22 protein-coding genes and 3 tRNA genes are annotated in these 22259 nt (G+C 53.5%); 14 read left to right on the top strand and 11 right to left on the bottom strand.

Features of this window, described 5'->3' with window-relative positions; genetic code table 11:
• Positions 1-16: 16 nt before the first annotated feature.
• The 4 genes from pgsA (at position 17) to WM95_RS15000 (ending at position 1012) form a co-directional block, all read left to right on the top strand.
• Positions 17-565 carry a CDP-diacylglycerol--glycerol-3-phosphate 3-phosphatidyltransferase gene (pgsA, locus tag WM95_RS15015; RefSeq protein ID WP_023312285.1) on the top strand — a complete coding sequence of 183 codons (549 nt, stop codon included), beginning with the start codon at positions 17-19 and terminating at the stop codon, positions 563-565.
• A 152-nt stretch (positions 566-717) separates the two neighbouring features.
• Positions 718-793 (top strand) — tRNA-Gly (locus tag WM95_RS15010).
• 46 nt (positions 794-839) lie between these two features.
• Positions 840-913, top strand: a tRNA-Cys gene (locus tag WM95_RS15005).
• A gap of 12 nt (positions 914-925) precedes the next feature.
• Positions 926-1012 (top strand) — tRNA-Leu (locus WM95_RS15000).
• A 513-nt stretch (positions 1013-1525) separates the two neighbouring features.
• Here the strand turns inward: WM95_RS15000 and WM95_RS14990 are convergent.
• On the bottom strand, positions 1526-2167 hold the full coding sequence (locus WM95_RS14990) for a hypothetical protein (RefSeq protein ID WP_063408356.1): 642 nt from the start codon (positions 2165-2167) through the stop codon (positions 1526-1528).
• A gap of 680 nt (positions 2168-2847) precedes the next feature.
• On the opposite strand from WM95_RS14990, the gene WM95_RS14985 reads away from it, so the two are divergent.
• Positions 2848-3519, top strand: a complete 672-nt coding sequence (locus WM95_RS14985) for a DUF2076 domain-containing protein (protein WP_023312282.1) — start codon at positions 2848-2850, stop codon at positions 3517-3519.
• A 278-nt stretch (positions 3520-3797) separates the two neighbouring features.
• Here WM95_RS14985 and WM95_RS14980 read toward each other — a convergent pair whose 3' ends face one another.
• From WM95_RS14980 to WM95_RS14960, 5 genes are all read right to left on the bottom strand, one after another.
• The gene (locus WM95_RS14980; RefSeq protein WP_023312281.1) at positions 3798-4514 is read right to left on the bottom strand and encodes an ABC transporter ATP-binding protein; all 717 of its coding nucleotides are present in this window, start codon (positions 4512-4514) and stop codon (positions 3798-3800) included.
• Positions 4511-5386: an ATP-binding cassette domain-containing protein gene (locus tag WM95_RS14975; protein ID WP_059445060.1), complete on the bottom strand. Its 876-nt coding sequence runs from the start codon at positions 5384-5386 to the stop codon at positions 4511-4513. The genes WM95_RS14980 and WM95_RS14975 overlap by 4 nt, the downstream gene beginning before the upstream one ends.
• Positions 5383-6657, bottom strand: a complete 1275-nt coding sequence (gene livM / locus WM95_RS14970; protein ID WP_063408355.1) for a high-affinity branched-chain amino acid ABC transporter permease LivM — start codon at positions 6655-6657, stop codon at positions 5383-5385. The genes WM95_RS14975 and livM overlap by 4 nt, the downstream gene beginning before the upstream one ends.
• Before the next feature lie 11 nt (positions 6658-6668).
• Positions 6669-7583, bottom strand: a complete 915-nt coding sequence (locus WM95_RS14965; protein ID WP_023312278.1) for an ABC transporter permease subunit — start codon at positions 7581-7583, stop codon at positions 6669-6671.
• Positions 7584-7680: 97 nt separating this feature from the next.
• Positions 7681-8802, bottom strand: coding sequence for a branched-chain amino acid ABC transporter substrate-binding protein (locus WM95_RS14960; RefSeq protein ID WP_059445062.1), 1122 nt, complete (start codon positions 8800-8802; stop codon positions 7681-7683).
• 421 nt (positions 8803-9223) lie between these two features.
• On the opposite strand from WM95_RS14960, the gene WM95_RS14955 reads away from it, so the two are divergent.
• Positions 9224-9892 carry a YecA/YgfB family protein gene (locus tag WM95_RS14955; protein WP_047741686.1) on the top strand — a complete coding sequence of 223 codons (669 nt, stop codon included), beginning with the start codon at positions 9224-9226 and terminating at the stop codon, positions 9890-9892.
• 34 nt (positions 9893-9926) lie between these two features.
• Here WM95_RS14955 and tyrP read toward each other — a convergent pair whose 3' ends face one another.
• Positions 9927-11138, bottom strand: a complete 1212-nt coding sequence (gene tyrP / locus WM95_RS14950) for a tyrosine transporter TyrP (RefSeq protein ID WP_063408354.1) — start codon at positions 11136-11138, stop codon at positions 9927-9929.
• Between the two features lie 229 nt (positions 11139-11367).
• Between tyrP and WM95_RS14945 the strand changes: the two genes are divergently transcribed.
• Positions 11368-11709 carry a hypothetical protein gene (locus WM95_RS14945; RefSeq protein ID WP_045404419.1) on the top strand — a complete coding sequence of 114 codons (342 nt, stop codon included), beginning with the start codon at positions 11368-11370 and terminating at the stop codon, positions 11707-11709.
• 36 nt (positions 11710-11745) lie between these two features.
• Here WM95_RS14945 and ftnA read toward each other — a convergent pair whose 3' ends face one another.
• Together ftnA and yecR are read right to left on the bottom strand one after the other, a co-directional pair.
• Entirely contained in the window at positions 11746-12243 is a 498-nt protein-coding gene (gene ftnA / locus WM95_RS14940) for a non-heme ferritin (protein WP_014884366.1), read from the bottom strand.
• A gap of 204 nt (positions 12244-12447) precedes the next feature.
• The gene (gene yecR, locus WM95_RS14935; RefSeq protein WP_063408353.1) at positions 12448-12786 is read right to left on the bottom strand and encodes a YecR family lipoprotein; all 339 of its coding nucleotides are present in this window, start codon (positions 12784-12786) and stop codon (positions 12448-12450) included.
• A 234-nt stretch (positions 12787-13020) separates the two neighbouring features.
• On the opposite strand from yecR, the gene azuC reads away from it, so the two are divergent.
• On the top strand, positions 13021-13104 hold the full coding sequence (gene azuC / locus WM95_RS14930; protein WP_014884364.1) for a stress response protein AzuC: 84 nt from the start codon (positions 13021-13023) through the stop codon (positions 13102-13104).
• 107 nt (positions 13105-13211) lie between these two features.
• Positions 13212-13463: a DUF2766 family protein gene (locus WM95_RS14925; protein ID WP_008500405.1), complete on the top strand. Its 252-nt coding sequence runs from the start codon at positions 13212-13214 to the stop codon at positions 13461-13463.
• A gap of 42 nt (positions 13464-13505) precedes the next feature.
• Here the strand turns inward: WM95_RS14925 and WM95_RS14920 are convergent, their stop codons facing one another.
• Positions 13506-14849, bottom strand: a complete 1344-nt coding sequence (locus WM95_RS14920; protein ID WP_023312271.1) for an anaerobic C4-dicarboxylate transporter — start codon at positions 14847-14849, stop codon at positions 13506-13508.
• 157 nt (positions 14850-15006) lie between these two features.
• On the bottom strand, positions 15007-15510 hold the full coding sequence (locus tag WM95_RS14915; protein WP_088544827.1) for a non-heme ferritin-like protein: 504 nt from the start codon (positions 15508-15510) through the stop codon (positions 15007-15009).
• Between the two features lie 787 nt (positions 15511-16297).
• Between WM95_RS14915 and araF the strand changes: the two genes are divergently transcribed.
• The 5 genes from araF to otsA all read left to right on the top strand — a co-directional run bounded on the left by araF (position 16298) and on the right by otsA (position 22253).
• The gene (gene araF / locus WM95_RS14905; protein WP_003859687.1) at positions 16298-17287 is read left to right on the top strand and encodes an arabinose ABC transporter substrate-binding protein AraF; all 990 of its coding nucleotides are present in this window, start codon (positions 16298-16300) and stop codon (positions 17285-17287) included.
• A gap of 71 nt (positions 17288-17358) precedes the next feature.
• Positions 17359-18873, top strand: coding sequence for an L-arabinose ABC transporter ATP-binding protein AraG (araG, locus tag WM95_RS14900; RefSeq protein WP_047173093.1), 1515 nt, complete (start codon positions 17359-17361; stop codon positions 18871-18873).
• Positions 18874-18887: 14 nt separating this feature from the next.
• Positions 18888-19874, top strand: coding sequence for an L-arabinose ABC transporter permease AraH (araH, locus tag WM95_RS14895; RefSeq protein WP_023312268.1), 987 nt, complete (start codon positions 18888-18890; stop codon positions 19872-19874).
• Between the two features lie 176 nt (positions 19875-20050).
• On the top strand, positions 20051-20854 hold the full coding sequence (gene otsB, locus WM95_RS14890; RefSeq protein WP_047173092.1) for a trehalose-phosphatase: 804 nt from the start codon (positions 20051-20053) through the stop codon (positions 20852-20854).
• Positions 20829-22253 carry an alpha,alpha-trehalose-phosphate synthase gene (otsA, locus tag WM95_RS14885; RefSeq protein WP_088544826.1) on the top strand — a complete coding sequence of 475 codons (1425 nt, stop codon included), beginning with the start codon at positions 20829-20831 and terminating at the stop codon, positions 22251-22253. The genes otsB and otsA overlap by 26 nt, the downstream gene beginning before the upstream one ends.
• Positions 22254-22259 lie beyond the last annotated feature (6 nt).

The raw sequence follows: 22259 nt of genomic DNA, 5'->3' as shown, positions 1-22259 counted from the left end.
AACAGTTACCGTCATTATGCAATTTAATATCCCTACGTTGCTCACTCTCTTTCGTGTTGTACTCATCCCGTTCTTTGTACTGGCGTTTTACCTGCCGGTCGTCTGGGCACCTTTCGCCTGCGCATTGCTCTTTCTGATCGCGGCGGTCACCGACTGGTTTGATGGCTATCTGGCCCGTCGCTGGAATCAAAGCACCCGTTTCGGTGCCTTCCTCGATCCGGTGGCAGACAAAGTGATGGTCGCTATCGCCATGGTGCTGGTGGCCGAGCACTATCACACCTGGTGGGTAACGCTGCCGGCGGCAACCATGATCGGCCGCGAGATCATTATCTCTGCGCTGCGCGAGTGGATGGCGGAACTGGGTAAACGCAGCAGCGTGGCGGTCTCGTGGATTGGTAAAGTCAAAACGACGGCGCAGATGGCGGCGCTGGTCTGGATGCTCTGGCGTCCGAACGCCTGGGTTGAATGGGCGGGAATTGGTCTGCTGTGGGTGGCGGCAGTGCTGACGCTGTGGTCCATGCTGCAATATTTGAACGCTGCGCGCGGGGATTTGCTTGATCAGTGATCGTTTCGCCGTAATTTTCAGCAAACGATCCGGGGATGCAAAAAATAACGTTGACTCATAACGTCATATCAGTAGAATGCAACGCATCGAACGGCGGCACAGTCAGCTGGACGATAATGAAATCAAGTGGTTAGATGTTTACTTGATGTTCTGCGGGAATAGCTCAGTTGGTAGAGCACGACCTTGCCAAGGTCGGGGTCGCGAGTTCGAGTCTCGTTTCCCGCTCCAGATTAAAGACATGCGCAGTAGCGGGTGTCACTTTAAAAAGTTTTACGGCGCGTTAGCAAAGCGGTTATGTAGCGGATTGCAAATCCGTCTAGTCCGGTTCGACTCCGGAACGCGCCTCCACTTTCTTCCCGAGCCCGGATGGTGGAATCGGTAGACACAAGGGATTTAAAATCCCTCGGCGTTCGCGCTGTGTGGGTTCAAGTCCCACTCCGGGTACCATGGGAAAACTAGAATAAAATCAATGATAAGCAGTGTCGTATAAACCACCGAAAGGTGGTTTTTTATTATCTGTTTTTAGCCATTGCCATTGTTTCGCCATTCGGCTTCGCCAGAGAAAGAGGGTATTACTGCCCCTCGAACACCAACCAAACGCGTACCACGCTATAGGTTACCAGCTGATTTCATCCCATCCGATGCTTTTCCATGATCTAATTATGGCAGGAAGCAGTCAAGCCTGACCCTCTAACGCCAGGCCCACCAATCGGTGGGCTTTTTGCTGGAGTAAGAGCAATTGAGGTCTTCAACGTTCGTCAAAAACCTTGAGTATCGCAATTCGGTATATAAAGTAACCAAGTACAATGAGAGCACCAGACGCTGCGCCCCAGATAAAACGGGATTCGTCTTTTGAAAATGAAAAGAAATAAATACAGGACAATAGGCCCGCAGAAGCAATTCCCATCCCCAACCCGCGCAGAATTCTGGATGCTATTAGTTTGATAATGTCCTGAGTGTTCATAATCCACCAAAAAAGTATTTACATACTTCGTTAAATTCATGCTTGTTTACATCTGCTACGCTGCATGCGTCAAGAAAAGGTTTCAATTTATCTTCAACAAGAAAATACAGAAGATCCAAATCACCCATACTCTTAAGTCGGTAGTAGAGTGCAGGGTTTTGGTTTTCAAGCTTTCTGGCCGTATAGATAGCTCTCGATGTTTCTGCGCCAATCGTCAGAGCACTTCCGATGACTACGCCAGCGGCGAACGAGGTCATAATACGTGTCGATACGGCAGCACCTAGCTTTACTCCGGTTAGCTCAGCGAATATGAATTTACCAGCCATTACGCCTGTAAAATTTTGTGCCATACCCTGAATACTGTCTATGTTAACTTTTGACATGAACTCTCTGATTACGGCATTAACTATTTTTTGAGCTTCCTGATGAACCGATATCCCTCGTTTGAGCATGTTAGCCATCCTCACTCGATCATCAAAATTAGAATGACGATGAGTCGTGTCCATGAAGTCATATCCGAGGTAATACATACTGACCGGGAAAGAGAGCATTCCTTGGGCTACAGAAGCCAGGAAACCGGAATCGCCAACATCCAGACTTTTCAGCATCCTTTTTGCCAGAGATTTCGCGCTGTCCAATTCAAACCTTCCTTATGGTTTTGCTTGTGAAACAGACAGAATGAAAATGAGGATACTACGAAAAAGAAAATGCAAAAGCCCCACCGAGTTGATGGTGAATTGTAGAGTTACACTTTTGTCGAAGCGTCGACGCCATGTAGACGCTGATTTTGAAGCAGCCATTCAAACGCTTGATCTTCCGCTGGATTGTGAGAAAAACTGGATTTAGCTCTCCGAAAATAGTGTCAGCAGAAGTGCAACCATCACCAGTGATTACCTGCGATTACCATATAAAAGAGTCTTACGTATCATAAGCTTATGATGCGTAAGGCTCTCTTGTAGTTTTTAAAATCCCTCGGCGTTCGCGCTGTGTGGGTTCAGGTCCCACTCCGGGTACCATGGGAAACAAAGAATAATCAAAGCAATAAGCAGTGTCGTGAAACCACCGAAAGGTGGTTTTTTTGTGCCTTTGGCTTAGGGCGAAGTGATCGTATCTCATCATCGTCCCGATCCTGCTGCGCCCGAGAATTTGCTGTTATACCAGAAGGTTAAGCCTGACTCTCTAATAACAAGCCCAGAAAGCAGGGCAATTTTCAGCTAACCTGCAACCAATCTTAAACAAACATTTCACTCGCCAGACACAGGTTGCCGCCGCTGATAAACTGGTTGGTATCCACCCTGGAGAGCGGAAGGTTATTGTCATGCAATATGAAGAACAGCAGCTTATCAACGGCCTTTTCGAGCGTCTAAAACAGACCGGACAACAAAACAGCCAACGGGATGCAGATGCAGAGCGTCAGATCGCTGAATTTGTCAGACAGCAGCCTGCGGCCCCCTACTATATGGCGCAGTCGATTTTGATTCAGGAAGCGGCGCTGAAACGCCTACAGGCCCGGGTTCAGGAGCTTGAAAGCGAATTAGCCGCGCAAAAAAGCAAACCCTCGACGGGCGGCAGTTTCCTCGGCGGCCTGTTTGGTGGCGGGAAAAGTAACCCGCAGCCTGACAACAGCTGGAATGCCCAGCCGCAACAGCCACCGGCGCAGGATTACTCTCGGGCGCCAGCTACTCGCGGCGGCGGTTTTATGGCTGGCGCGCTCCAGACAGCCGCTGGCGTGGCCGGTGGCATAGCGCTTGCCGAGATGCTTACCAGCATGTTCCATCAGTCGCGGCCGGAAGAGATCGTGAACATCATCGAAGAACCGACAATGCCCGTCGGTGGCGAACCGTTTGTCGGTAATCAATACGGCGACGTTAATAACATCTCTGACACCCGTTTCCTCAACCAGAACGATCCGTTCGGCAGTAATAACGACGTCTGGCAGAATGACGATGTAGATGACGACTACAGCAATGACGACGATAGTTTTATTTAACGACGTTATCGTATAACCACCGAAATGAAGTGAACCCCGAAAGTCAGGTATCCAACTTTCGGGGTTTTGCGTTTCCGGGTCAAAAAAGCCTTCGCGGCTAAGTCTGAAGGCTCATAAATCACATTCTTTTTACTACGTTTCTTACTAACAAACCTGTAAGAATTGCCGGAAGCAATCCAAACAAAGAGGCGATATCGACTAACGTATACTCCAGTTCTTCTATCCCATATGTGCCGAAATGATCCATCACGGAATCAGCCCATTTGGCAGATATCAAATCACACCCCACCTAAATACGCCTTCCTCACCTCCTGATTTCCCAGCAGCTCCTCGCCGCTGCCGCTCAACCGGATCTGCCCGTTAACCATCACATACCCGCGGTCGGAAAGCTTCAGCGCGTGATGCGCATTCTGCTCCACCAGAAAGATGGTCATGCCGTTGCGGGCCAGCTCGCGCAGCGTCTGGAAGATCTGTTTCACCACAATCGGGGCTAAGCCCAGGCTGGGCTCATCCAGCAGCAGCAGCTTCGGACGGCTCATCAGCGCCCGGGCGATCGCCAGCATCTGCTGCTCCCCGCCGGACATGGTCATCGCGCGCTGCTTGCGTCGCTCCTTGAGGCGCGGGAAGAGGTCGAACATGGTTTGCATATCCTCAGCGGCAAACTGGCTGCCGAGGGGGATGGTCCCCATCAGCAGATTCTCTTCAACGGTCATATCCGGGAAGATTCGTCTGCCTTCCGGCGCCTGCGCAATGCCTCCGGACGCGACGTAGTGGGTGGATTTATGGCTGATATCTTCGCCGCTGAAAAGGATCTGTCCGCTGCGAATACGGGGCTGGCCAAAGATGGACATCAGCAATGTCGATTTACCCGCGCCGTTTGCGCCAATCAGCGCCACGGTTTCACCCTTATTGACCTCTAGGGAAACCTGCTTCAGCGCCTGAATGACGCCGTAGAACACGTCCACCTCGCGAAATGCCAGCAGCGGTTCGCTCATAGGGTGACCTCGCTTTCATCCGTACCCAGGTAGGCGGCAATAACCTTTTCATCATGCTGGATCTGCTCGGGTTTTCCCCTGGCAATAACATCCCCGTGGTCGAGCACGATAATGTCGTCCGAAATCTCCATCACCATCCCCATATCATGCTCAATCAGTAGTACCGTGATGTCATGATGATCCCGCAGAAAGCGAATAATGCTGCTGAGCTTATGTGTTTCAACCGGGTTAAGCCCGGCGGCGGGTTCATCCAGACAGATCATTTCCGGCCCGGTGCACATTGCTCGGGCGATTTCCAGTCGCCGCTGCTGGCCGTACGACATCTCTCCCGCCAGGCGATTGGCACACTCCACCAGATCCACCACTTCCAGCCAGTAGAAGGCCCTGTCCAGGGCGTCGCTTTCCGCCCGCCGGTATGCCGGCGTATTTAAGATCCCGGCAAGCAGATTGCGGTTAACGCGCATATGCTGCGCAACCAGCAGGTTTTCTACGACAGACATCTCGCGAAAAAGACGGATATTTTGAAACGTGCGCGCCAGCCCTGCGCGGTTGACCAGATGCGTTCCGCCGAACATTTTGTAGAACAGACGCTGCCCGAACTGCGCGGGGTTAATCCAGTCTCCCGGCTGGAATTTTTGTCCGAGCACCTGAATAACGTTGGTCGTTTTATGGCTGGTATTAAATAAAATGTTGCCGCCGGAGGCCCTGTAGAAGCCCGTCAGGCAGTTAAACACGGTTGTTTTCCCCGCCCCGTTTGGCCCAATCAGGGCGGTAATTGAGCCACGCTGCACGTCCAGGCTGACGTCGTTTAGCGCCTTAATCCCGCCGAAGTGCATCATCAGATGTTCAACGCGTAATATCGTTCCGTTCATGGCGCGACGCCCTTACGCACGGCAAACCCGCTGCGGTTAATGCGGATCAAACCGCGCGGACGCCAGATCATCATCACCACCATGAGCATGCCAAACAGCAGGACGCGGTACTCGGCAAAACTGCGCAGCAGTTCCGGCGTGACCGTGAGCACAAAGGCGGCAAGCACCACGCCAAGCGTCGAGCCCATACCGCCCAGCACCACAATGGCGAGGATCAGCGCCGATTCAAAGAAGGTAAAGGAGGTGGGATTCACGAACCCCTGATAGGTGGCGAAGAACACTCCGGCAATGCCCGCGGTCGAGGCGCCCAGCGTAAAGGCCGACAGCTTAACCAGAACATGATTTAACCCCATCGAGCGGCACGCAATTTCGTCTTCACGCAGCGCTTCCCACGCCCGACCAATCGGCATCCGCGTCAGGCGGTGCTTGATATAGAGCACCAGCATCACCACCAGGAACAGCACCGCGTAGATAAAAATAAACTTCATGTTCGGGTTGTAGGTCAGGTGGAAAAATTCGTGGAAGGGCACGCCGCCTTCTTTCGCGCGTCGTCCAAATTCCAGGCCGAAAAAGGTGGGGGGAGGGGCCGAGACGCCGTTTGGGCCGCCGGTGAAGTTCAGCCAGTTGTTCAGTATCAGGCGAATGATCTCCCCGAACCCGAGGGTGACGATGGCCAGATAGTCACCGTGCATGCGCAGTACCGGGAAACCGAGCAGGGCGCCTGCGGCGGCGGCCATGATTGCCGCCAGCGGCAGCATGCTCCAGAAGCCTAAGCCGAGATACTGGTATCCCAGCGCCAGACCGTACGCCCCAATTGCGTAGAACGCGACATATCCCAGATCCAGCAGGCCGGCCAGACCCACGACGATATTCAGCCCCAGACCGAGAAGCACGTAGATCAGCCCGAGAATGGCGACGGTCAGCACATATTTAGTGGCGACAAACGGAAAGCAAATCGCAAGGGCAATTACCAAAGGAATAATCCAGCGCATGCGGCTTTTATATTCCGGTGGCCGGACATATACGCCCGCGCTATCGGCTTCGAAGCGCCCCTGGAAACGGGCGCCCGCGGCGGTACCTAAAAAGACGCTCAACAGAAAACGCCCGAACATGACGATGCCAACCATCCAGGCCAGCCGTCGCCCGGCGAAGTTAAAGCTGTACCCGTCCAGCACCACGCCCGCAATGGGGCCGAAAATAATCAGCGCAATCAGTCCGGAAAAAATCGCGTCCAGCATGCAGCGTTTAAGTGAAAAACCGTGTGATGTCATCATTCTCTCCCTCACACTTTGGCCACAATCGGGCGCCCAAGCAGGCCCTGGGGACGGAAAATAAGGATCATGACCAGCAGGCCGAACGAAAAGACATCTTTATAGTCTGAGTTTACCATGCCCGAGAACTGGGCCTCCGCCACGCCCAGGATAAGGCCGCCGAGCATCGCGCCGGGCAGAGAACCGATACCGCCCAGCACCGCTGCAGTAAAGGCTTTAATGCCGATCACGAACCCGACGTAGAAATCAAAGGTGCCGTAATTCATGGTGATCAACACCCCCGCCAGACCGGCCATCGCCGCGCCGATCACAAAGACCAGCGAAATGATCCGGTCGGTGTTAATGCCCAGAATGGAGGCCATCTTACGATCCTGCTGTACCGCGCGGCACATCCGGCCCAGCCGGGTATGGTTGATAATCCAGGTGAGCACCAGCATGCCGGCAAACGAGGCAACCAGAATAAACACTTTGGTGTAGGTTATCTGTACGAACCCGTCGCCCAGATGCAGGCGAATCACGCCGTCCAGCATTGTCGGCACTCCTTGCTGACGCGGACCCTGGCTCAGCTGAGCGTAGTTTTGCAGGATAAGCGACATGCCGATGGCGGAGATCAGCGGCGCCAGGCGCGTGGAGTTGCGCAGCGGCTTGTAGGCGATACGCTCGATGGTCCAGCCGTACACCCCGGTTACTACAATGGTGAACACCAGCGTCCCGAGGATCAGCAGTGGGAACGACTGCAGACCGAAGAACGAGAGCAGCGCCAGGCCAATGGCGCAGAGATACGCGGAAATCATATACACTTCGCCGTGGGCGAAATTGATCATCCCGATAATGCCGTACACCATGGTGTAGCCGATGGCGATTAAACCGTAGACGGAGCCCAGCGTTAAGCCATTGATTAACTGTTGCAGGAAGAATGTACTCATCTTAGCGCGCTCGTTTTATAGGCTGCGCGATGCGCAGCCGGATGTTTATTACGCGCCGACGGGCAGGCCCGCCGACGTTGAGCATGACTCCGTCCCGTTACTGCACTTCCTTATATTTTCCTTTGTCGTCCCACTGATAAACCACGTAGTCAGACACTTTCAGATCGCCTTTGCTGTCCCAGGCTTTTTTGCCCATCACCGTGTCGACGGAATTGGCTTTCAGCCACTCGCTGGCTTTGGCGGAGTCCTTGCCGCCGGTGGCCTTGAAGGCTGCGGCAATAGCCTGTACGGAGGCATAGGAGTAAAGGGTGTAACCTTCTGGTTCGAATTTACCTGCGCGGAATTTCTCGATAACCGCTTTACCGTCGGGGATAAGACGCGGATCTTTACCGAAGGTCATGTAAATACCGTTGGTGTATTGCGGGCCCCCCGCGGCGGTCACCATCTCTTCGTTGACAATACAGTCGCCGGAGAAGAATTTCGCCTGCACGCCCTGTTCGCGCATCTGGCGAACCAGCGGACCGGCTTCCGGGTGACAGCCACCGAAGAACACGACGTCCGGTTTTTGCGCGCCGATCTTCGTCACCAGCGCGTTAAAGTCTTTTTCACCGCGGGATAACCCCTCATACATCACATCCTGAACGCCGCGTTTCGCCAGCGCCGCTTTGGTGGCGTCAGCCAGACCCTGACCATAGGTGTCTTTATCGTGAATAATCACCACGCGCTTGGCTTTCAGCTTGTCGATGATGAAGTCGCTGGCAACCTGACCCTGCTGATCGTCGCGTCCGCACATGCGGAACATGTCGCTCATGCCGCGTTCGGTGATCAGCGGGTTAGTTGAGCCGGGGGTAATCGAAATAATGCCCGCGTCGCTATACACCTCGGAGGCGGGCATTGTGGAAGAGGAGCAGAAATGGCCGACCACGGCGTTGACCTTATCCTGGTCAACTAAACGGTTGGCCACGGCCACGGCCTGCTTGGGCTCGCAGGCGTCATCCCCCTGAACCAGTTTGATCTTCTCGCCGTTAATGCCGCCTGCGGCATTAATGTCTTCAGCGGCCTGCGTTGCGCCGTGCCAGTATTGATCGCCATAGGTGGCATTGGGACCCGTGAACGGCCCGGCCACGCCAATCACAATATCTGCCCGGGCGGAAAACGCCGTCACCAGGCAACCGGCCAACACAAGAGAAAGAGGAGTTCTGATAAATTTCAGCGACATTATTATGTTCCTTAGCAAAGAGGTTTTTGCACCACGGCGTAAACCCGAACGCCGACGGCGCAGCCAATCCGAAACACGAGCAAGAACAAAATGCACTAAACGAACAAGATACAGACGGCATCCTGCATGTACGGCGAGGTATCCCTGCGCAGCGTCGCGCGAAGAACATTAAGCAAAAACGTTGCCAGAATGGTTAACCCTTTGACGGGCTTGTGACATGTCTGAGTATAGAGCGCCGCGATATGCCGCCTTGCGGGAGGAGAAGAAATTACAGCGGAGATCACATATCGTTAACAATAAAGCCCATAAGTTGTGCAAAGGTCACGCTTTGCACGTTTTTGCAGCAATAAAGACCTAAACTTCAGCCCGGAGAGGCGTGAGATATGTGTTAGGATCGTTTCCTTTTGCAGGAGTGTCAGCGATGACTGAAGGCCCATTGAATGAAAGCGAAATGGCGTGGCTTGAAGAGACGTTAATGTCTTACGGTCATGATGATGCGTCCGTGATTGACGTGTCCGAACTGGACGGCATGCTAACCGCGGTGCTTTCCGGTCCTGTTGTCGTTGAGCCAGATGCCTGGCTGGTGGCGGTGTGGGGCGGCGAGAAATATATCCCGCGCTGGAAAAACGATCGGGAAATGAACCGTTTTATCGATCTCTGCTTTAAGCACATGAACGATATTGCCGAGCGCCTGAGCGAGTACCCGGATCAGTTTGAACCTATGTTCGGCTATAACGACGTGGACGGTGAGAGCTATACCGTGGTGGAAGAGTGGTGTTATGGCTACATGCGCGGCGTGGCGCTGACGGACTGGTCAGCCTTGCCGGAAGCCCTCAAGGCCGATCTTGAGGTGATAGCCCTGCACGGGACGGAAGAGAACAGCGAAAAGCTGGATGAACTGTCCGAAGAGGAATATATCGCCAGCATAGAGCGTATCCAGCCTGCGGCACTGCGTTTATATCAATACTGGGTAAACAATCCGCAGCAGCCGGAAGTGAAGAAGCCGACGGTGAACGGCACGAAGGTCGGACGTAACGATCCGTGTCCTTGCGGCAGCGGGAAGAAGTTTAAGAGCTGCTGTTTGCACTGATAAAAAAAGGGGCTGATGATAGCCCCTTTTTTATTTAACCCACTTCCGGGAGCATCCCGGTTGCAATCAACACCTGCACCAGAATAATCACCACACCACAGCAAAACACCACGCACAGCAGCGGTTTTCCTCCCGCCACGCGATACCCTTGCTGAGGATGCTGCTGGCGGCTTTTCCACGCCAGCAGGGAAGGGAGCAGCAGGGCCAGGATAGAGAGCGCTACCCCCGCATACCCCAGCGCCATCACAAACCCGCGCGGGTAAAACAGCGCAAAACCCAGCGGCGGCAGGAAGGTGATCGCCCCCGTCTGTAACCGTCCGGCTACGGTATTGCGACGCTGGAACAGGTCGGCGAGGTAATCAAACAGGCCGAGCGCCACGCCCAGGAACGAGGTTGCCAGCGCCAGGTCGGCAAACAGGTGTACCGCCAGCTCCACGTGCGGGGAGGTAACAACCTCGCGCAGCGCCAGCAGAAAACCGTTCAGGCCAGCGTGTTGCGCCATCAGCCCAATAAAGGTCGAAGAGTCAATGCTGCCCAGCGTCACCAGCTGCCAGAAAATATAGGCGATCAGCGGGATCGCGCTGCCGATAACAAAGACGCGGCGCAGCTTGCGGATATCGCCGTTCATATAGCTGACGATGCTCGGCACGCTGCCGTGGAAGCCAAACGAGGTGAAAATGACCGGGATCGCGGAAAGCGCCAGCCCTTTTTCCAGCGGCAGCGTCAGCAGGTTGACCTTGTGCACGTGCGGGGCCAGCAGCACCAGCATGATAATCAGGAAGAGAATTTTGGCGCTGAACAGAAAGCGGTTAAACAGATCGACCAGCGATGTACCCACGCAGACCACGCCGCCGCCGATGAGCGCAAAGAAGATAGCGCCCGTCGCCGGGGTAATGTCAGAGCCAAACCAGTCGTTGACGCTGGAGGCGATGAGTTCCCCGGCGCCGCTGATATAGGCGGCGGTCAGGGCGTACATCAGGAACATCATGCTAAAGCCGGTTATCCACTGGCCGTAGCGTCCCAGATAGCGCGCCGCAAGCGAACCCAGACCGGTATCGGCGGGGACGTGCTGGTAAACCTCAAGCAGCAGCAGGGCGGTGTAACACATCAGCGCCCAGAGCGTCCCCAGCAGTACCAGGGTCATGCCAAATCCTACGCCCGCGGCCGCCAGGGGCATGGCCAGCATTCCTGCGCCAATTGTCGTTCCGGCGACGATAAAAATACTTCCCAGGGTTCTGTTTTTCACGCTTTCCTCTACAACGATGCTTAACCGCGACAAAATCTGCGGCGCAGAGTAAGGGAAAAGCCGTAATTCGTCAAATCACCGTTACAAGTAGTGTAATGAATAATTTACGGATTATTGGTGCTCTGATCCTTTTTAGGCGGATGCCTACTTCATAAGGGCACTATTGCTGGGCGATATTCCGGCGTAACGTAAACAATAAATATAAATTATCAAATTAAGTGAGGGTTTTATGGCTGGAGAGAATCCCTTCACCGCGGCATGGAGTCGGGGAGGTAACCTGTTGTGCCATGGGCACTGGATAATCAGCTGGCAGAACCAACCCCTGATACTTCCCGAGTCCCGCCGCGAAAAGGATATGGGCACCTGGGCAATCTATTCGGTTATCGATCCTGAAGATGAAACCTTTGCACAAGGCTTACAGGAAGATGAGTGGATCGTTGAGAATGTCGACTGGTTAACGGATATGTTCTTCGAGGTGGGTATTCCGCTGGAGACGTCCAGCTACCGCTATTTTTACCAGGCGGTGAATCCTCATGACTGGCGCTGCACCAGCTGTGCGGGGTGTATGTAAATTAGCGCGGTGCCGGTTTTCGGCACCGCGCTGAAATTAATTCTGCGTATCGAGGGTGGAAAGTTCTTTATCAATAAAGTAAAGACCTTCGCCGGATTTCCCCACCAGAGACAATTTATCCAGTACGGATTTAAACAGCTTCTCTTCTTCGTGTTGTTCAGCGACATACCACTGCAGGAAATTAAAGGTTGGATAATCCTGGCTGGTCATCGCGGCGTGGACCAGTTCGTTAATTTTCTGCGTGATCAGCTGCTCGTGCTCGTAGGTGGCGCGGAAGAGTTCATCGAGAGAATTATACTCAGCAAAAGGTGAAGCCACGGTTTCAATGCGCGGCAGGCTGCCCGTATCCGTAAGATAATCAAACAGACGCTGCATGTGGGTCATCTCTTCCTGAGCGTGACGACGCAAAAACGCGGCCGCACCTTCGAAGCTGTGATAGCTGCACCAGGCGCTCATCTGCTGGTAGAGCAGGGATGAAAAAAGCTCAAGGTTCATTTGTGCGTTGAGCTTGTCGATCATTTCAGTTTTCAGCATGGTGACGCTCCGGATTATTATTTCTGGTTCACAATGAGCGACACTATAATTTGTTATTTAATTATTTGCAAAACGTAAATTTTTTATTTTATTTATTTAAAATACGAATGGGAATAAAACGCATTGGCGATTTTTATAATTTATTAATGAGAATTGTTTTTGTTCGTAATGAAATAAACTGCCAGCAAACGCTGGCAGCGTTGATTAATACCAGGGATTATTTGTCTTAGGGTTAACGGCGTAACCCATACATTTATACTGGATAGTCACGCTCTCGTTCAGGCACAAAGAGCCGCTCGTCAGGGTGCAGGTTTTAATGGGCTGACCATAGGCTGAGGCAGTGGCATACCCCATGCTCTGACACGCTTTTGCTGCCGTGCCGTTATTCACATACTCATCGGAATACGCATTTTGCAGCATTGCCTGGCCGTAATCGAGGCGGACGATGCCGTTCGGCGCGTCGAGGCTGCTGACTTCAGCCTGGCGGTTAATACTACACCCCGCGAGCAGCAGGATTGTGCCGGCTACAATGACTCTTTTCATGGTTCGCTCTGAGTGGATGGAAATACCTTATCGTACCCGCAGATGCCCGCTGCAATGCCTGGAATAGCCGGACAATCTGCCCTCACTCTTCGCAACGGGTGAGAGGGGAGCGCTATCAGGCCAAATCCTGATAAGAATGTGATGAGTATCACAAAAGGATTGATTTTTGTGATGGTGGTCATATTATAAGCACGTTGACAATAAAGTTGTATAACAAGTTAATGGAGCATCATCGTGAAACTGCGCAAAATCCTGAAAAGCATGTGGGCCAATTACTGCCGCACGTTCAAAGACGTGCCGCCAGGCGCCATGTTCTGATAAAAAAACCTGCTTCGGCGGGTTTTTTTGTACCTGCAGGCGATGAAGGGAAGATGACAGGGGGCGTGTTTTGCTACTATGGCGGCCTTTAAATAAGGAGAAAACCCATGTCACAAAACCTGAGCGCCGATCAGGAACTGGTCTCTGACGTTGTCGCCTGTCAGCTGGTTATCAAACAAATCCTTGATGTTCTGGACGTGATTGCGCCGGTTGAAGTGCGCGAGAAGATGTCTACGCAGCTGAAAAACATCGATTTCGCCAGCCATCCTGCTGCCGCTGACCCGGTTACGCTTCGTGCGATCCAGAAAGCCATCGCGCTGATTGAGCTGCGATTCACGCCGCAGGGTGAGTCCCACTAAAGCAGGGAAAGGGGCGACGGCACGTGTCGCCCTTTGATGCTGTTAAAAGAACGTCTGGACCAGCAGGTAGCTCGCCGCGCACGCGCAGCTTACTCCAATCAGCCCAGGCAGAATAAAGCTGTGGTTGATGATAAATTTGCCGATGCGGGTGGTGCCTGAACGGTCAAAGCCGATGCAGGCCAAATCACTGGGATAGGTCGGCAGGACAAAATAGCCGTAGGACGCCGGGAAAAAGGCGATCAGCATTTTCGGGTCGATGCCCAGCATGAGGCCCATTGGCGCAACGGCCGTCAGCGCAGCCGCCTGGCTGTTCACCAGTTTTGACACCAGAAACAGCACAATGGCATACGTCCACGGGTGGCTCTTCACCACGCCTTCCAGCGCCAGCTTTAACTCGTCGAGATGCGCCTGGAAAAAGGTATCGCTCATCCACGCCACGCCGAACACCGAGAAGATCGCGACCATACCGGCCTTGAACACCGCGCCGTTGGAAATAGCCGACGCGTTGACCTTACAGGCCATCAGCATCACGGCGCCCGCAATTAGCATCATCATCTGAATGACAAGGTTCATCGACAGCGCCGTCATTTTGCCTTTCACTTCAAAGGCGGGGCGCAGTTCCGGGAATGCCCCCAGCAAAACGACCACGGCAATACCGGCAAAGAAAATCCACGTGGACCAGTAGGCCTGTTTAGGGAAACGCTGATTCATTAACGTCTCCGTACCGCCGTAGATAAACTCGCGCTGCTTAGGATCTTTCAGCTTTTCCTGAAACTCTATGTCGTCAGCCAGATCTTTCCCACGGCGTAAGCTCCACAGGGCCGCAATGGCTACGCCGAAAAGCGAAGCGGGAACCGACACGGCGAGAATTTCCAGGATCCCCCACGCGTGGCCGATCCCATGCTGGGCCGCCAGGATGGACACCAGCGACACAACGGCAACGGAAACGGGGGATGCCGTAATCGCCATCTGTGATGCCACCGAGGCCACGGCCATGGGGCGCTCCGGGCGGATCCCTTTTTTCAGGGCGATATCCGCAATGATGGGGAACATGGTGTAGACCACATGGCCGGTGCCGCACAGAAAGGTCAGCATCCAGGTGGTGAAAGGGGCGAGCAGGGTGATGTGCTGCGGATGTTTGCGCAGCAGGCGTTCAGCAAACTGCATCATGACGTTGAGGCCGCCCGCAGTCTGCAGCGTAGCCGCACAGCCAATCACCGCAAGGATGGTCAGCATAACGTCAACCGGCGGTTTACCCGGTTGCAGACCAAAGACAAAACATAAAATAAAAAGACCAATGCCGCTGATTAACCCCAGCCCCATACCGCCGAAACGCGTACCCGTCAGCAGGCAGAGGAGAATGACAACAAACTCAATGGTGATCATGATGCTCCCTCGTCAATGATTATGTAACTAAATAAATCATCACACGTTGTGTGGTTAATCATTGGGAGCCAGATCAGATTTGTTAAATGTCAGCAAAAGCAGATGGTTGGAGATGTGAAGGGGGCCAGCTCCCGTCCGGGGGAGCCGGCTAAAAACATCAGTGTTGCTGCACCGCCACAATGTCGAGCAGATGACGGTCGGTCTGCTCAGGACATAAACCCGCCTGCTGCGCCTGATGGATCTCATCCGCCAGCGTCTTCAGCAGCATGCCATCCTGCTGCTGTTCTTTGTCCATATCGCGTAAGAATTTGAGCGTCGTAATGTCCTGCTGCGCTTTGGCTTCATCGGCCAGTTTGCTGAGCGTGCTGCAGCGTTGCTCATACTCTTCAAGCGTTTTCTGAAACAGTTCTTCCAGGCAGGAGTAGTTTTCGTTGATCCCATCAAGGGCTTTAACGACAGGATTTGCCCCTGCGGCTTTCAGAAAATTGAAGACACGCATCATATGGGTGACGTTACTTTGCGCCTGCGAGCGAAAGAATGTAGCAGACCCCGTAAGACTATTCTCGGCACACCACGCACTTAAGTGAAGGTGCAGGTTCGAGGCGTAGAACTCAAGGTTCATCTGCGCGTTAAGTTTTTGCATCATCGTTTGGGTAGCCATACTCATATCCTTATTGACTGTGGGACGTGATGTCCGTTGCTTAACCTGAGCGCCAGGCAAATACGAAGAAAAGAGCAGAAATAGACATTCTGCCGTGACCGAAGTCGACCGAAATTCACTTCCTGTGTTCGATATAAATAAGCATACCCTTGTCTTTGGTCTAAGAAAACTCTTAATTAGGCTGTGTTTACCATACATTACAAAGTTTAATATAGTACAGAAATAAAATTAGCTCGCCATGAATGGAATTTTATTTAAAGCTCTAATAATTAAGGTTTTTTACCGTTGGAGTGCACTGTTACTCTTTCGGGAATATTAAGTTGGAATATTACTCCGAGAAAAAGAGAAATACGGTTTAATCGTTTCGAATATATGATGTGCCAATAAAATTGCGCTAAATCAAATTCTGCGAAATAACGTTTTTACAGGTGCGTTGTACATCCTTGATGAAAAACATGTTGAACCCCTTTAACGCCAGTTGCGTTTTGCCCGCTGAGGGGCATCAGGGATATCTTGGCTAATCTTATGGATAATTCTGCTTAATCCCTTTCTATTTGTCTGACAAATCCCGCCTTTTTTATGTCATTTTTCGCTGAATTTATGTACGCAATTACTGTAATTCTGCGGTGTGATGGGGCTCTCTTATGGATGATTAATTTCCCGCTAAAACTATCACCAGCAATAACGCTTATGACGAGGTAAGCGCTAATGCCTTGTTTTAAGTCCGATTAAATAAGAAGCACGCACTTATTCCCTACAGAAAAGAATGCTAAAGCTGGAGTTTACCATGCACAAATTTACTAAAGCGCTGGCGGCCATCGGTCTGGCTGCCGTTATGTCACAATCCGCTATCGCTGAGAATTTAAAACTCGGTTTTTTGGTAAAACAGCCCGAAGAGCCCTGGTTCCAGACTGAGTGGAAATTCGCAGATAAAGCCGGGAAAGATTTAGGTTTTGAAGTCATTAAAATCGCCGTGCCTGACGGCGAAAAAACCCTGAACGCCATCGACAGCCTGGCGGCCAGCGGTGCAAAAGGTTTCGTTATCTGTACCCCGGATCCAAAGCTGGGGTCGGCAATCGCGGCGAAAGCGCGCGGTTACGATATGAAGGTCATCGCGGTTGACGATCAGTTCGTTAACGCCAAAGGCAAGCCGATGGACACCGTCCCGCTGGTCATGATGGCGGCGACCAAAATCGGCGAACGCCAGGGCCAGGAACTCTATAAAGAGATGCAAAAGCGCGGCTGGGATGTCAAAGAGACCGCGGTAATGGCAATCACGGCTGACGAGCTGGACACCGCCCGTCGTCGTACCACCGGTTCAATGGATGCGCTGAAAGCGGCCGGCTTCCCGGAAAAACAGATCTATAAAGTCCCAACCAAATCCAACGATATCCCGGGCGCTTTCGACGCCGCGAACTCTATGCTGGTCCAGCATCCGGAGGTCAAACACTGGCTGGTGGTCGGCATGAACGACAACACCGTGCTGGGCGGGGTACGCGCGACGGAAGGCCAGGGCTTCAAAGCGCCTGACGTGATCGGGATTGGCATCAACGGCGTTGACGCCGTCAGCGAGCTGTCCAAAGCGCAAGCGACCGGCTTCTACGGTTCTCTGCTGCCGAGCCCGGACGTTCACGGCTACAAATCCAGTGAGATGCTCTACAACTGGGTAACCAAAGGGGCCGAACCGCCGAAATTTACCGAAGTGACCGACGTGGTGCTGATTACCCGCGACAACTTCAAAGAGGAGCTGGCGAAAAAAGGGCTGGGCGGTAAGTAATACGCGGTGATTGTGCCCCTCATGCTTCGTGAGGGGCCAGACGTACACACTACAGGAATCACGGAGACGTTATGCGACAGTCTGATCCGTATCTCTCTTTTCGCGGCATCGGGAAAACTTTCCCCGGTGTTAACGCGCTGACCGATATCAGCTTCGACTGCTATGCCGGCCAGGTTCACGCCCTGATGGGGGAAAACGGCGCGGGGAAATCCACGCTGTTGAAGATCCTCAGCGGCAACTATGCGCCTACGACCGGCACGCTGGCCATTCGCGGCGAAGAGGTGGCGTTTGCCGATACCACGGCGGCGCTCAATGCCGGGGTTGCGATCATCTATCAGGAGCTGCACCTCATTCCTGAGATGACCGTGGCGGAAAACATCTATTTAGGACAGCTCCCGCACAAAGGCGGCGTGGTAAATCGTTCGCTACTTAATTATGAAGCGGGGCTGCAGCTTAAACATCTTGGTCTGGACGTCGATCCCCAGACGCCGCTGAAATATCTCTCCATCGGCCAGTGGCAGATGGTTGAAATTGCCAAGGCGCTGGCGCGTAACGCCAGAATTATCGCCTTCGATGAGCCCACCAGTTCGCTCTCTGCGCGTGAAATAGAAAATCTGTTCCGCGTGATCCGCGAATTGCGTCAGGAAGGCCGTACGATTTTGTATGTCTCGCACCGCATGGAAGAGATATTTGCCCTGAGCGACGCCATCACCGTCTTTAAAGATGGGCGCTATGTGCGCACCTTTACCGACATGCAGCAGGTTAACCATGACCAGCTTGTTCAGGCGATGGTCGGACGCGAGCTGGGTGATATTTATCACTGGCAGCCGCGTCAGTATGGCCCTGAACGCCTGCGCCTGGACAGCGTCAAAGCGCCGGGCGTGCGCACGCCGATTTCGTTATCCGTTCGCAGCGGCGAAATTGTCGGCCTGTTTGGTCTGGTGGGGGCGGGGCGCAGTGAATTAATGAAAGGCCTGTTCGGTGGAACCCGTATTACCGAAGGGCAGGTTTCTATTGATGGTGAACGGGTCGATATCCAGAAACCGGCCCACGCGATCGGGGCGGGCATGATGCTCTGCCCGGAAGACCGTAAAGCCGAGGGGATTATTCCGGTGCATTCGGTACGCGACAACATCAATATTTCCGCTCGCCGCAAGTTTATTCGCGCAGGCTGCCTGATAAACGATGGCTGGGAGTCGAGCAATGCCGACCACCATATTCGCTCTCTGAATATTAAAACGCCGGGTCCGGAACAGCTGATCATGAATCTGTCAGGCGGAAACCAGCAGAAGGCGATTTTAGGCCGCTGGCTGTCCGAAGATATGAAGGTCATTTTGCTGGATGAGCCGACGCGCGGTATCGATGTGGGGGCAAAACACGAGATTTATAACGTGATCTATGAGCTGGCAAAACGCGGCGTGGCGGTGCTCTTCGCCTCCAGCGATCTGCCGGAGGTGCTTGGCGTGGCCGACCGCATTGTGGTGATGCGTGAAGGCGAAATTGCCGGTGAATTACTTCATGAACAGGCGAATGAACAACAGGCGTTGAACCTCGCCATGCCTAAAGTCAGCCAGGCTGTCGCCTGAGTAAGGAGTTAATGATGTCCTCTGTTACTACATCCGGAGCGCCGAAGTCGAAGTCGGCGCTGAGTTTTGGACGTATCTGGGATCAGTACGGCATGCTTGTGGTCTTTGCCGCGCTGTTCCTCGCCTGCGCGATCTTTGTTCCTAACTTTGCCACCTTCATTAATATGAAGGGGCTGGGGCTGGCCATTTCCATGTCCGGGATGGTGGCCTGCGGGATGCTGTTCTGTCTGGCCTCCGGCGATTTTGACCTGTCGGTAGCGTCGGTGATTGCCTGTGCGGGCGTCACGACGGCAGTGGTGATCAACATGACGGAGAGCCTGTGGATTGGCGTTCTGGCCGGTCTGCTACTCGGCGTCATCAGCGGTCTGGTGAACGGGTTTGTTATCGCACGCCTGAAGATTAACGCCCTGATCACCACGCTTGCGACAATGCAAATTGTCCGCGGGCTGGCCTATATCATCTCCGACGGTAAAGCGGTGGGGATTGAAGACGAGCGCTTCTTTACCCTGGGTTACGCCAACTGGCTGGGTCTGCCTGCGCCAATCTGGCTGACCGTGGCCTGCCTGATCCTGTTCGGCTTCCTGCTCAACCGGACCACCTTTGGCCGCAATACGCTGGCGATTGGCGGTAACGAAGAGGCCGCTCGTCTGGCCGGGGTGCCGGTAGTGCGAACCAAGATTATTATCTTTGTGCTCTCAGGGCTGGTTTCTGCCGCCGCGGGAATTATTCTTGCGTCGCGCATGACCAGCGGCCAGCCGATGACCTCTATTGGTTACGAGCTGATCGTCATTTCGGCCTGCGTTTTAGGGGGAGTTTCCCTCAAGGGCGGCATCGGAAAAATCTCATATGTGGTGGCCGGTATCCTGATTTTAGGCACGGTAGAGAACGCCATGAACCTGCTGAATATTTCGCCATTCTCGCAGTACGTGGTGCGTGGCCTGATCCTGCTGGCAGCGGTGATTTTCGACCGTTACAAGCAAAAAGCGAAGCGTACCGTTTAGTCCTTTTTCCCACCTTTTATTGCTCAACTTATAACCATAGTTGACCCCTTAACCGCCTCGCCAGTAATACTGGCGGGGCGGTTGTCAAATGGCGAGCCACGTCACACTGTCTATACTTACATGGCTATGAAAGAGGTAAAGGCGTTTACCTCTCGTAAACCGTAAGGAGGAAAAGGGTGGCTGACTTGTTAACCGCACCGCCTGTACTGCCCGGAAAATATGCTTTCTTTTTTGACCTCGACGGGACGCTCGCCGGGATCCAGCCGCATCCTGACGACGTGGTCGTCCCGGATACGGTGCTAGAGAATTTGCAGCAGCTCTCAAGACTGAACGAGGGCGCATTGGCATTGATTTCAGGGCGCTCAATGGCCGAGCTGGACGTGCTCGCCAGTCCTTACCACTTTCCGCTAGCCGGTGTACACGGAGCGGAGCGCCGCGATATCCATGATCAACTGCACGTTGTATCACTTCCTGAGACCTTAATTAAGGCGCTACACACTCAACTCTCCTCGGCGCTTGAGTCGCTTCCGGGCACTGAACTGGAAGCGAAGGGCATGGCTTTCGCTTTGCACTATCGGCAGGCACCGCATCACGAGGCGGCGGTCTTTGCGATTGCTCGCAGCGTGGCCGATGCACACCCGCAGCTCGCGCTGCAGCCGGGGAAGTGCGTCGTTGAGATAAAACCTGAGGGGATTAATAAAGGTGCTGCTATTGCGGCGTTTATGGCGGAACCGCCATTTAAGGGACGTACACCGGTATTTATTGGCGATGACCTGACCGACGAGGCCGGGTTTCGCGTGGTGAATCAGGCCGAAGGGATCGCCGTCAAGGTGGGGCCTGGTGACACCGTTGCCGAATGGCGACTGGCGGATGTCGCCAGCGTCTGGCAGTGGATATCTGACATCGCTAACCAGCAACAACAACAAATAGCGCAAAGCAAAGGGGGAAACCATTATGGGTCGCTTAGTCGTCGTCTCTAACCGAATCGCACCGCCTGACGATAAAAAAGCCAGTGCAGGTGGCCTGGCGGTAGGGGTGTTAGGTGCCTTAAAAGCCGCTGGCGGGCTGTGGTTTGGCTGGAGTGGAGAAATCAGTGAAGAAGAGAAACCGCTCAAAAAGGTGACGCGCGGAAACATTACGTGGGCTTCATTTGCATTGAAAGAGAAAGACTATGACGAGTATTACTCGCAGTTCTCAAATGCCGTCCTGTGGCCTGCGTTTCACTATCGTCTTGACCTGGTCAAATTCCAGCGTGAATCCTTCGAAGGCTACTCGCGCGTGAATGCGCTCCTGGCGGATAAACTGCTGCCATTAATCGAAGAAGACGATATTTTATGGATCCACGATTATCACCTGCTGCCCTTCGCGCGCGAGCTGCGAAAGAGGGGGGTAAATAACCGCATTGGCTTCTTCCTGCACATCCCGTTCCCTACGCCGGAAATTTTTACCGCGCTGCCGCCGCATGAAGAGCTACTGGAGGCGCTGTGTGATTACGATTTGCTTGGGTTCCAGACCGAAAATGACCGCCTCGCGTTCCTTGACTCCGTGTCTGGCAAAGCGCGTCTGGTGACCAAAGGCGGGAAAACCCATACGGCGTGGGGGAAAACCTTCCACACCGAGGTCTATCCAATAGGGATTGAACCTGACGAAATCGCGGAGCAGGCTTCCGGCCCGCTGCCGCCGAAGCTGGCGCAGCTTAAGAATGAACTCAAGCACGTGAAAAATATCTTCTCGGTTGAGCGTCTTGATTATTCCAAAGGGCTACCGGAACGCTTCCTGGCGTATGAAACGCTGCTGGATAAATACCCGCAGCATCACGGGAAAATCCGCTATACCCAGATCGCGCCGACGTCGCGCGGTGAGGTTCAGGCCTATCAGGATATTCGCCATCAGCTGGAGACAGAAGCAGGGCGCATTAATGGCCGCTACGGCCAGCTGGACTGGACGCCGCTGTTTTACCTGAATCAACACTTTGACCGTAAGATCCTGATGAAGGTCTTCCGCTATGCGGACGTTGGGCTTGTCACGCCGCTGCGCGACGGGATGAACCTGGTGGCGAAAGAGTATGTGGCGGCCCAGGACCCTGCCGACCCGGGTGTTCTGGTGCTTTCCCAGTTTGCCGGGGCCGCAAATGAGCTCACGTCGGCGCTCATCGTTAATCCTTACGACAGGGATGACGTGGCTAACGCGCTGAATCGCGCCCTGACAATGCCGCTCACGGAACGTATTTCCCGCCATGCTGACATGATGGAAACAATCCGGAAGAACGATATTAACCACTGGCAGGCGCGTTTCATTCAGGATCTCCGGGATATCGCTCCGCAGAGTCATGAAGGCGATCTGCAAAAAAAGATCGCGACCTTCCCTAAACTCGCCTGATTTACT

It is taken from the genome of Enterobacter cloacae complex sp. ECNIH7, from assembly GCF_002208095.1.
In the GTDB taxonomy this organism is placed as follows: domain Bacteria; phylum Pseudomonadota; class Gammaproteobacteria; order Enterobacterales; family Enterobacteriaceae; genus Enterobacter; species Enterobacter cloacae_M.
Note: the sequence above shows the minus strand (reverse complement) of the source record. Positions and strands in the feature narration are given on the sequence as shown.

Excerpts from the sequence above, each read along its gene's own strand:
- pgsA (WP_023312285.1), top strand. The coding sequence starts at position 17 with ATGCAATTTAATATCCCTACGTTGCTCACTCTCTTTCGTGTTGTACTC.
- WM95_RS14985 (WP_023312282.1), top strand. The coding sequence starts at position 2,848 with ATGCAATATGAAGAACAGCAGCTTATCAACGGCCTTTTCGAGCGTCTA.
- WM95_RS14980 (WP_023312281.1), bottom strand. The coding sequence starts at position 4,514 with ATGAGCGAACCGCTGCTGGCATTTCGCGAGGTGGACGTGTTCTACGGC.
- WM95_RS14975 (WP_059445060.1), bottom strand. The coding sequence starts at position 5,386 with ATGAACGGAACGATATTACGCGTTGAACATCTGATGATGCACTTCGGC.
- livM (WP_063408355.1), bottom strand. The coding sequence starts at position 6,657 with ATGACATCACACGGTTTTTCACTTAAACGCTGCATGCTGGACGCGATT.
- WM95_RS14965 (WP_023312278.1), bottom strand. The coding sequence starts at position 7,583 with ATGAGTACATTCTTCCTGCAACAGTTAATCAATGGCTTAACGCTGGGC.
- WM95_RS14960 (WP_059445062.1), bottom strand. The coding sequence starts at position 8,802 with ATGTCGCTGAAATTTATCAGAACTCCTCTTTCTCTTGTGTTGGCCGGT.
- WM95_RS14955 (WP_047741686.1), top strand. The coding sequence starts at position 9,224 with ATGACTGAAGGCCCATTGAATGAAAGCGAAATGGCGTGGCTTGAAGAG.
- WM95_RS14945 (WP_045404419.1), top strand. The coding sequence starts at position 11,368 with ATGGCTGGAGAGAATCCCTTCACCGCGGCATGGAGTCGGGGAGGTAAC.
- ftnA (WP_014884366.1), bottom strand. The coding sequence starts at position 12,243 with ATGCTGAAAACTGAAATGATCGACAAGCTCAACGCACAAATGAACCTT.
- yecR (WP_063408353.1), bottom strand. The coding sequence starts at position 12,786 with ATGAAAAGAGTCATTGTAGCCGGCACAATCCTGCTGCTCGCGGGGTGT.
- WM95_RS14925 (WP_008500405.1), top strand. The coding sequence starts at position 13,212 with ATGTCACAAAACCTGAGCGCCGATCAGGAACTGGTCTCTGACGTTGTC.
- WM95_RS14920 (WP_023312271.1), bottom strand. The coding sequence starts at position 14,849 with ATGATCACCATTGAGTTTGTTGTCATTCTCCTCTGCCTGCTGACGGGT.
- WM95_RS14915 (WP_088544827.1), bottom strand. The coding sequence starts at position 15,510 with ATGGCTACCCAAACGATGATGCAAAAACTTAACGCGCAGATGAACCTT.
- araF (WP_003859687.1), top strand. The coding sequence starts at position 16,298 with ATGCACAAATTTACTAAAGCGCTGGCGGCCATCGGTCTGGCTGCCGTT.
- araG (WP_047173093.1), top strand. The coding sequence starts at position 17,359 with ATGCGACAGTCTGATCCGTATCTCTCTTTTCGCGGCATCGGGAAAACT.
- araH (WP_023312268.1), top strand. The coding sequence starts at position 18,888 with ATGTCCTCTGTTACTACATCCGGAGCGCCGAAGTCGAAGTCGGCGCTG.
- otsA (WP_088544826.1), top strand. The coding sequence starts at position 20,829 with ATGGGTCGCTTAGTCGTCGTCTCTAACCGAATCGCACCGCCTGACGAT.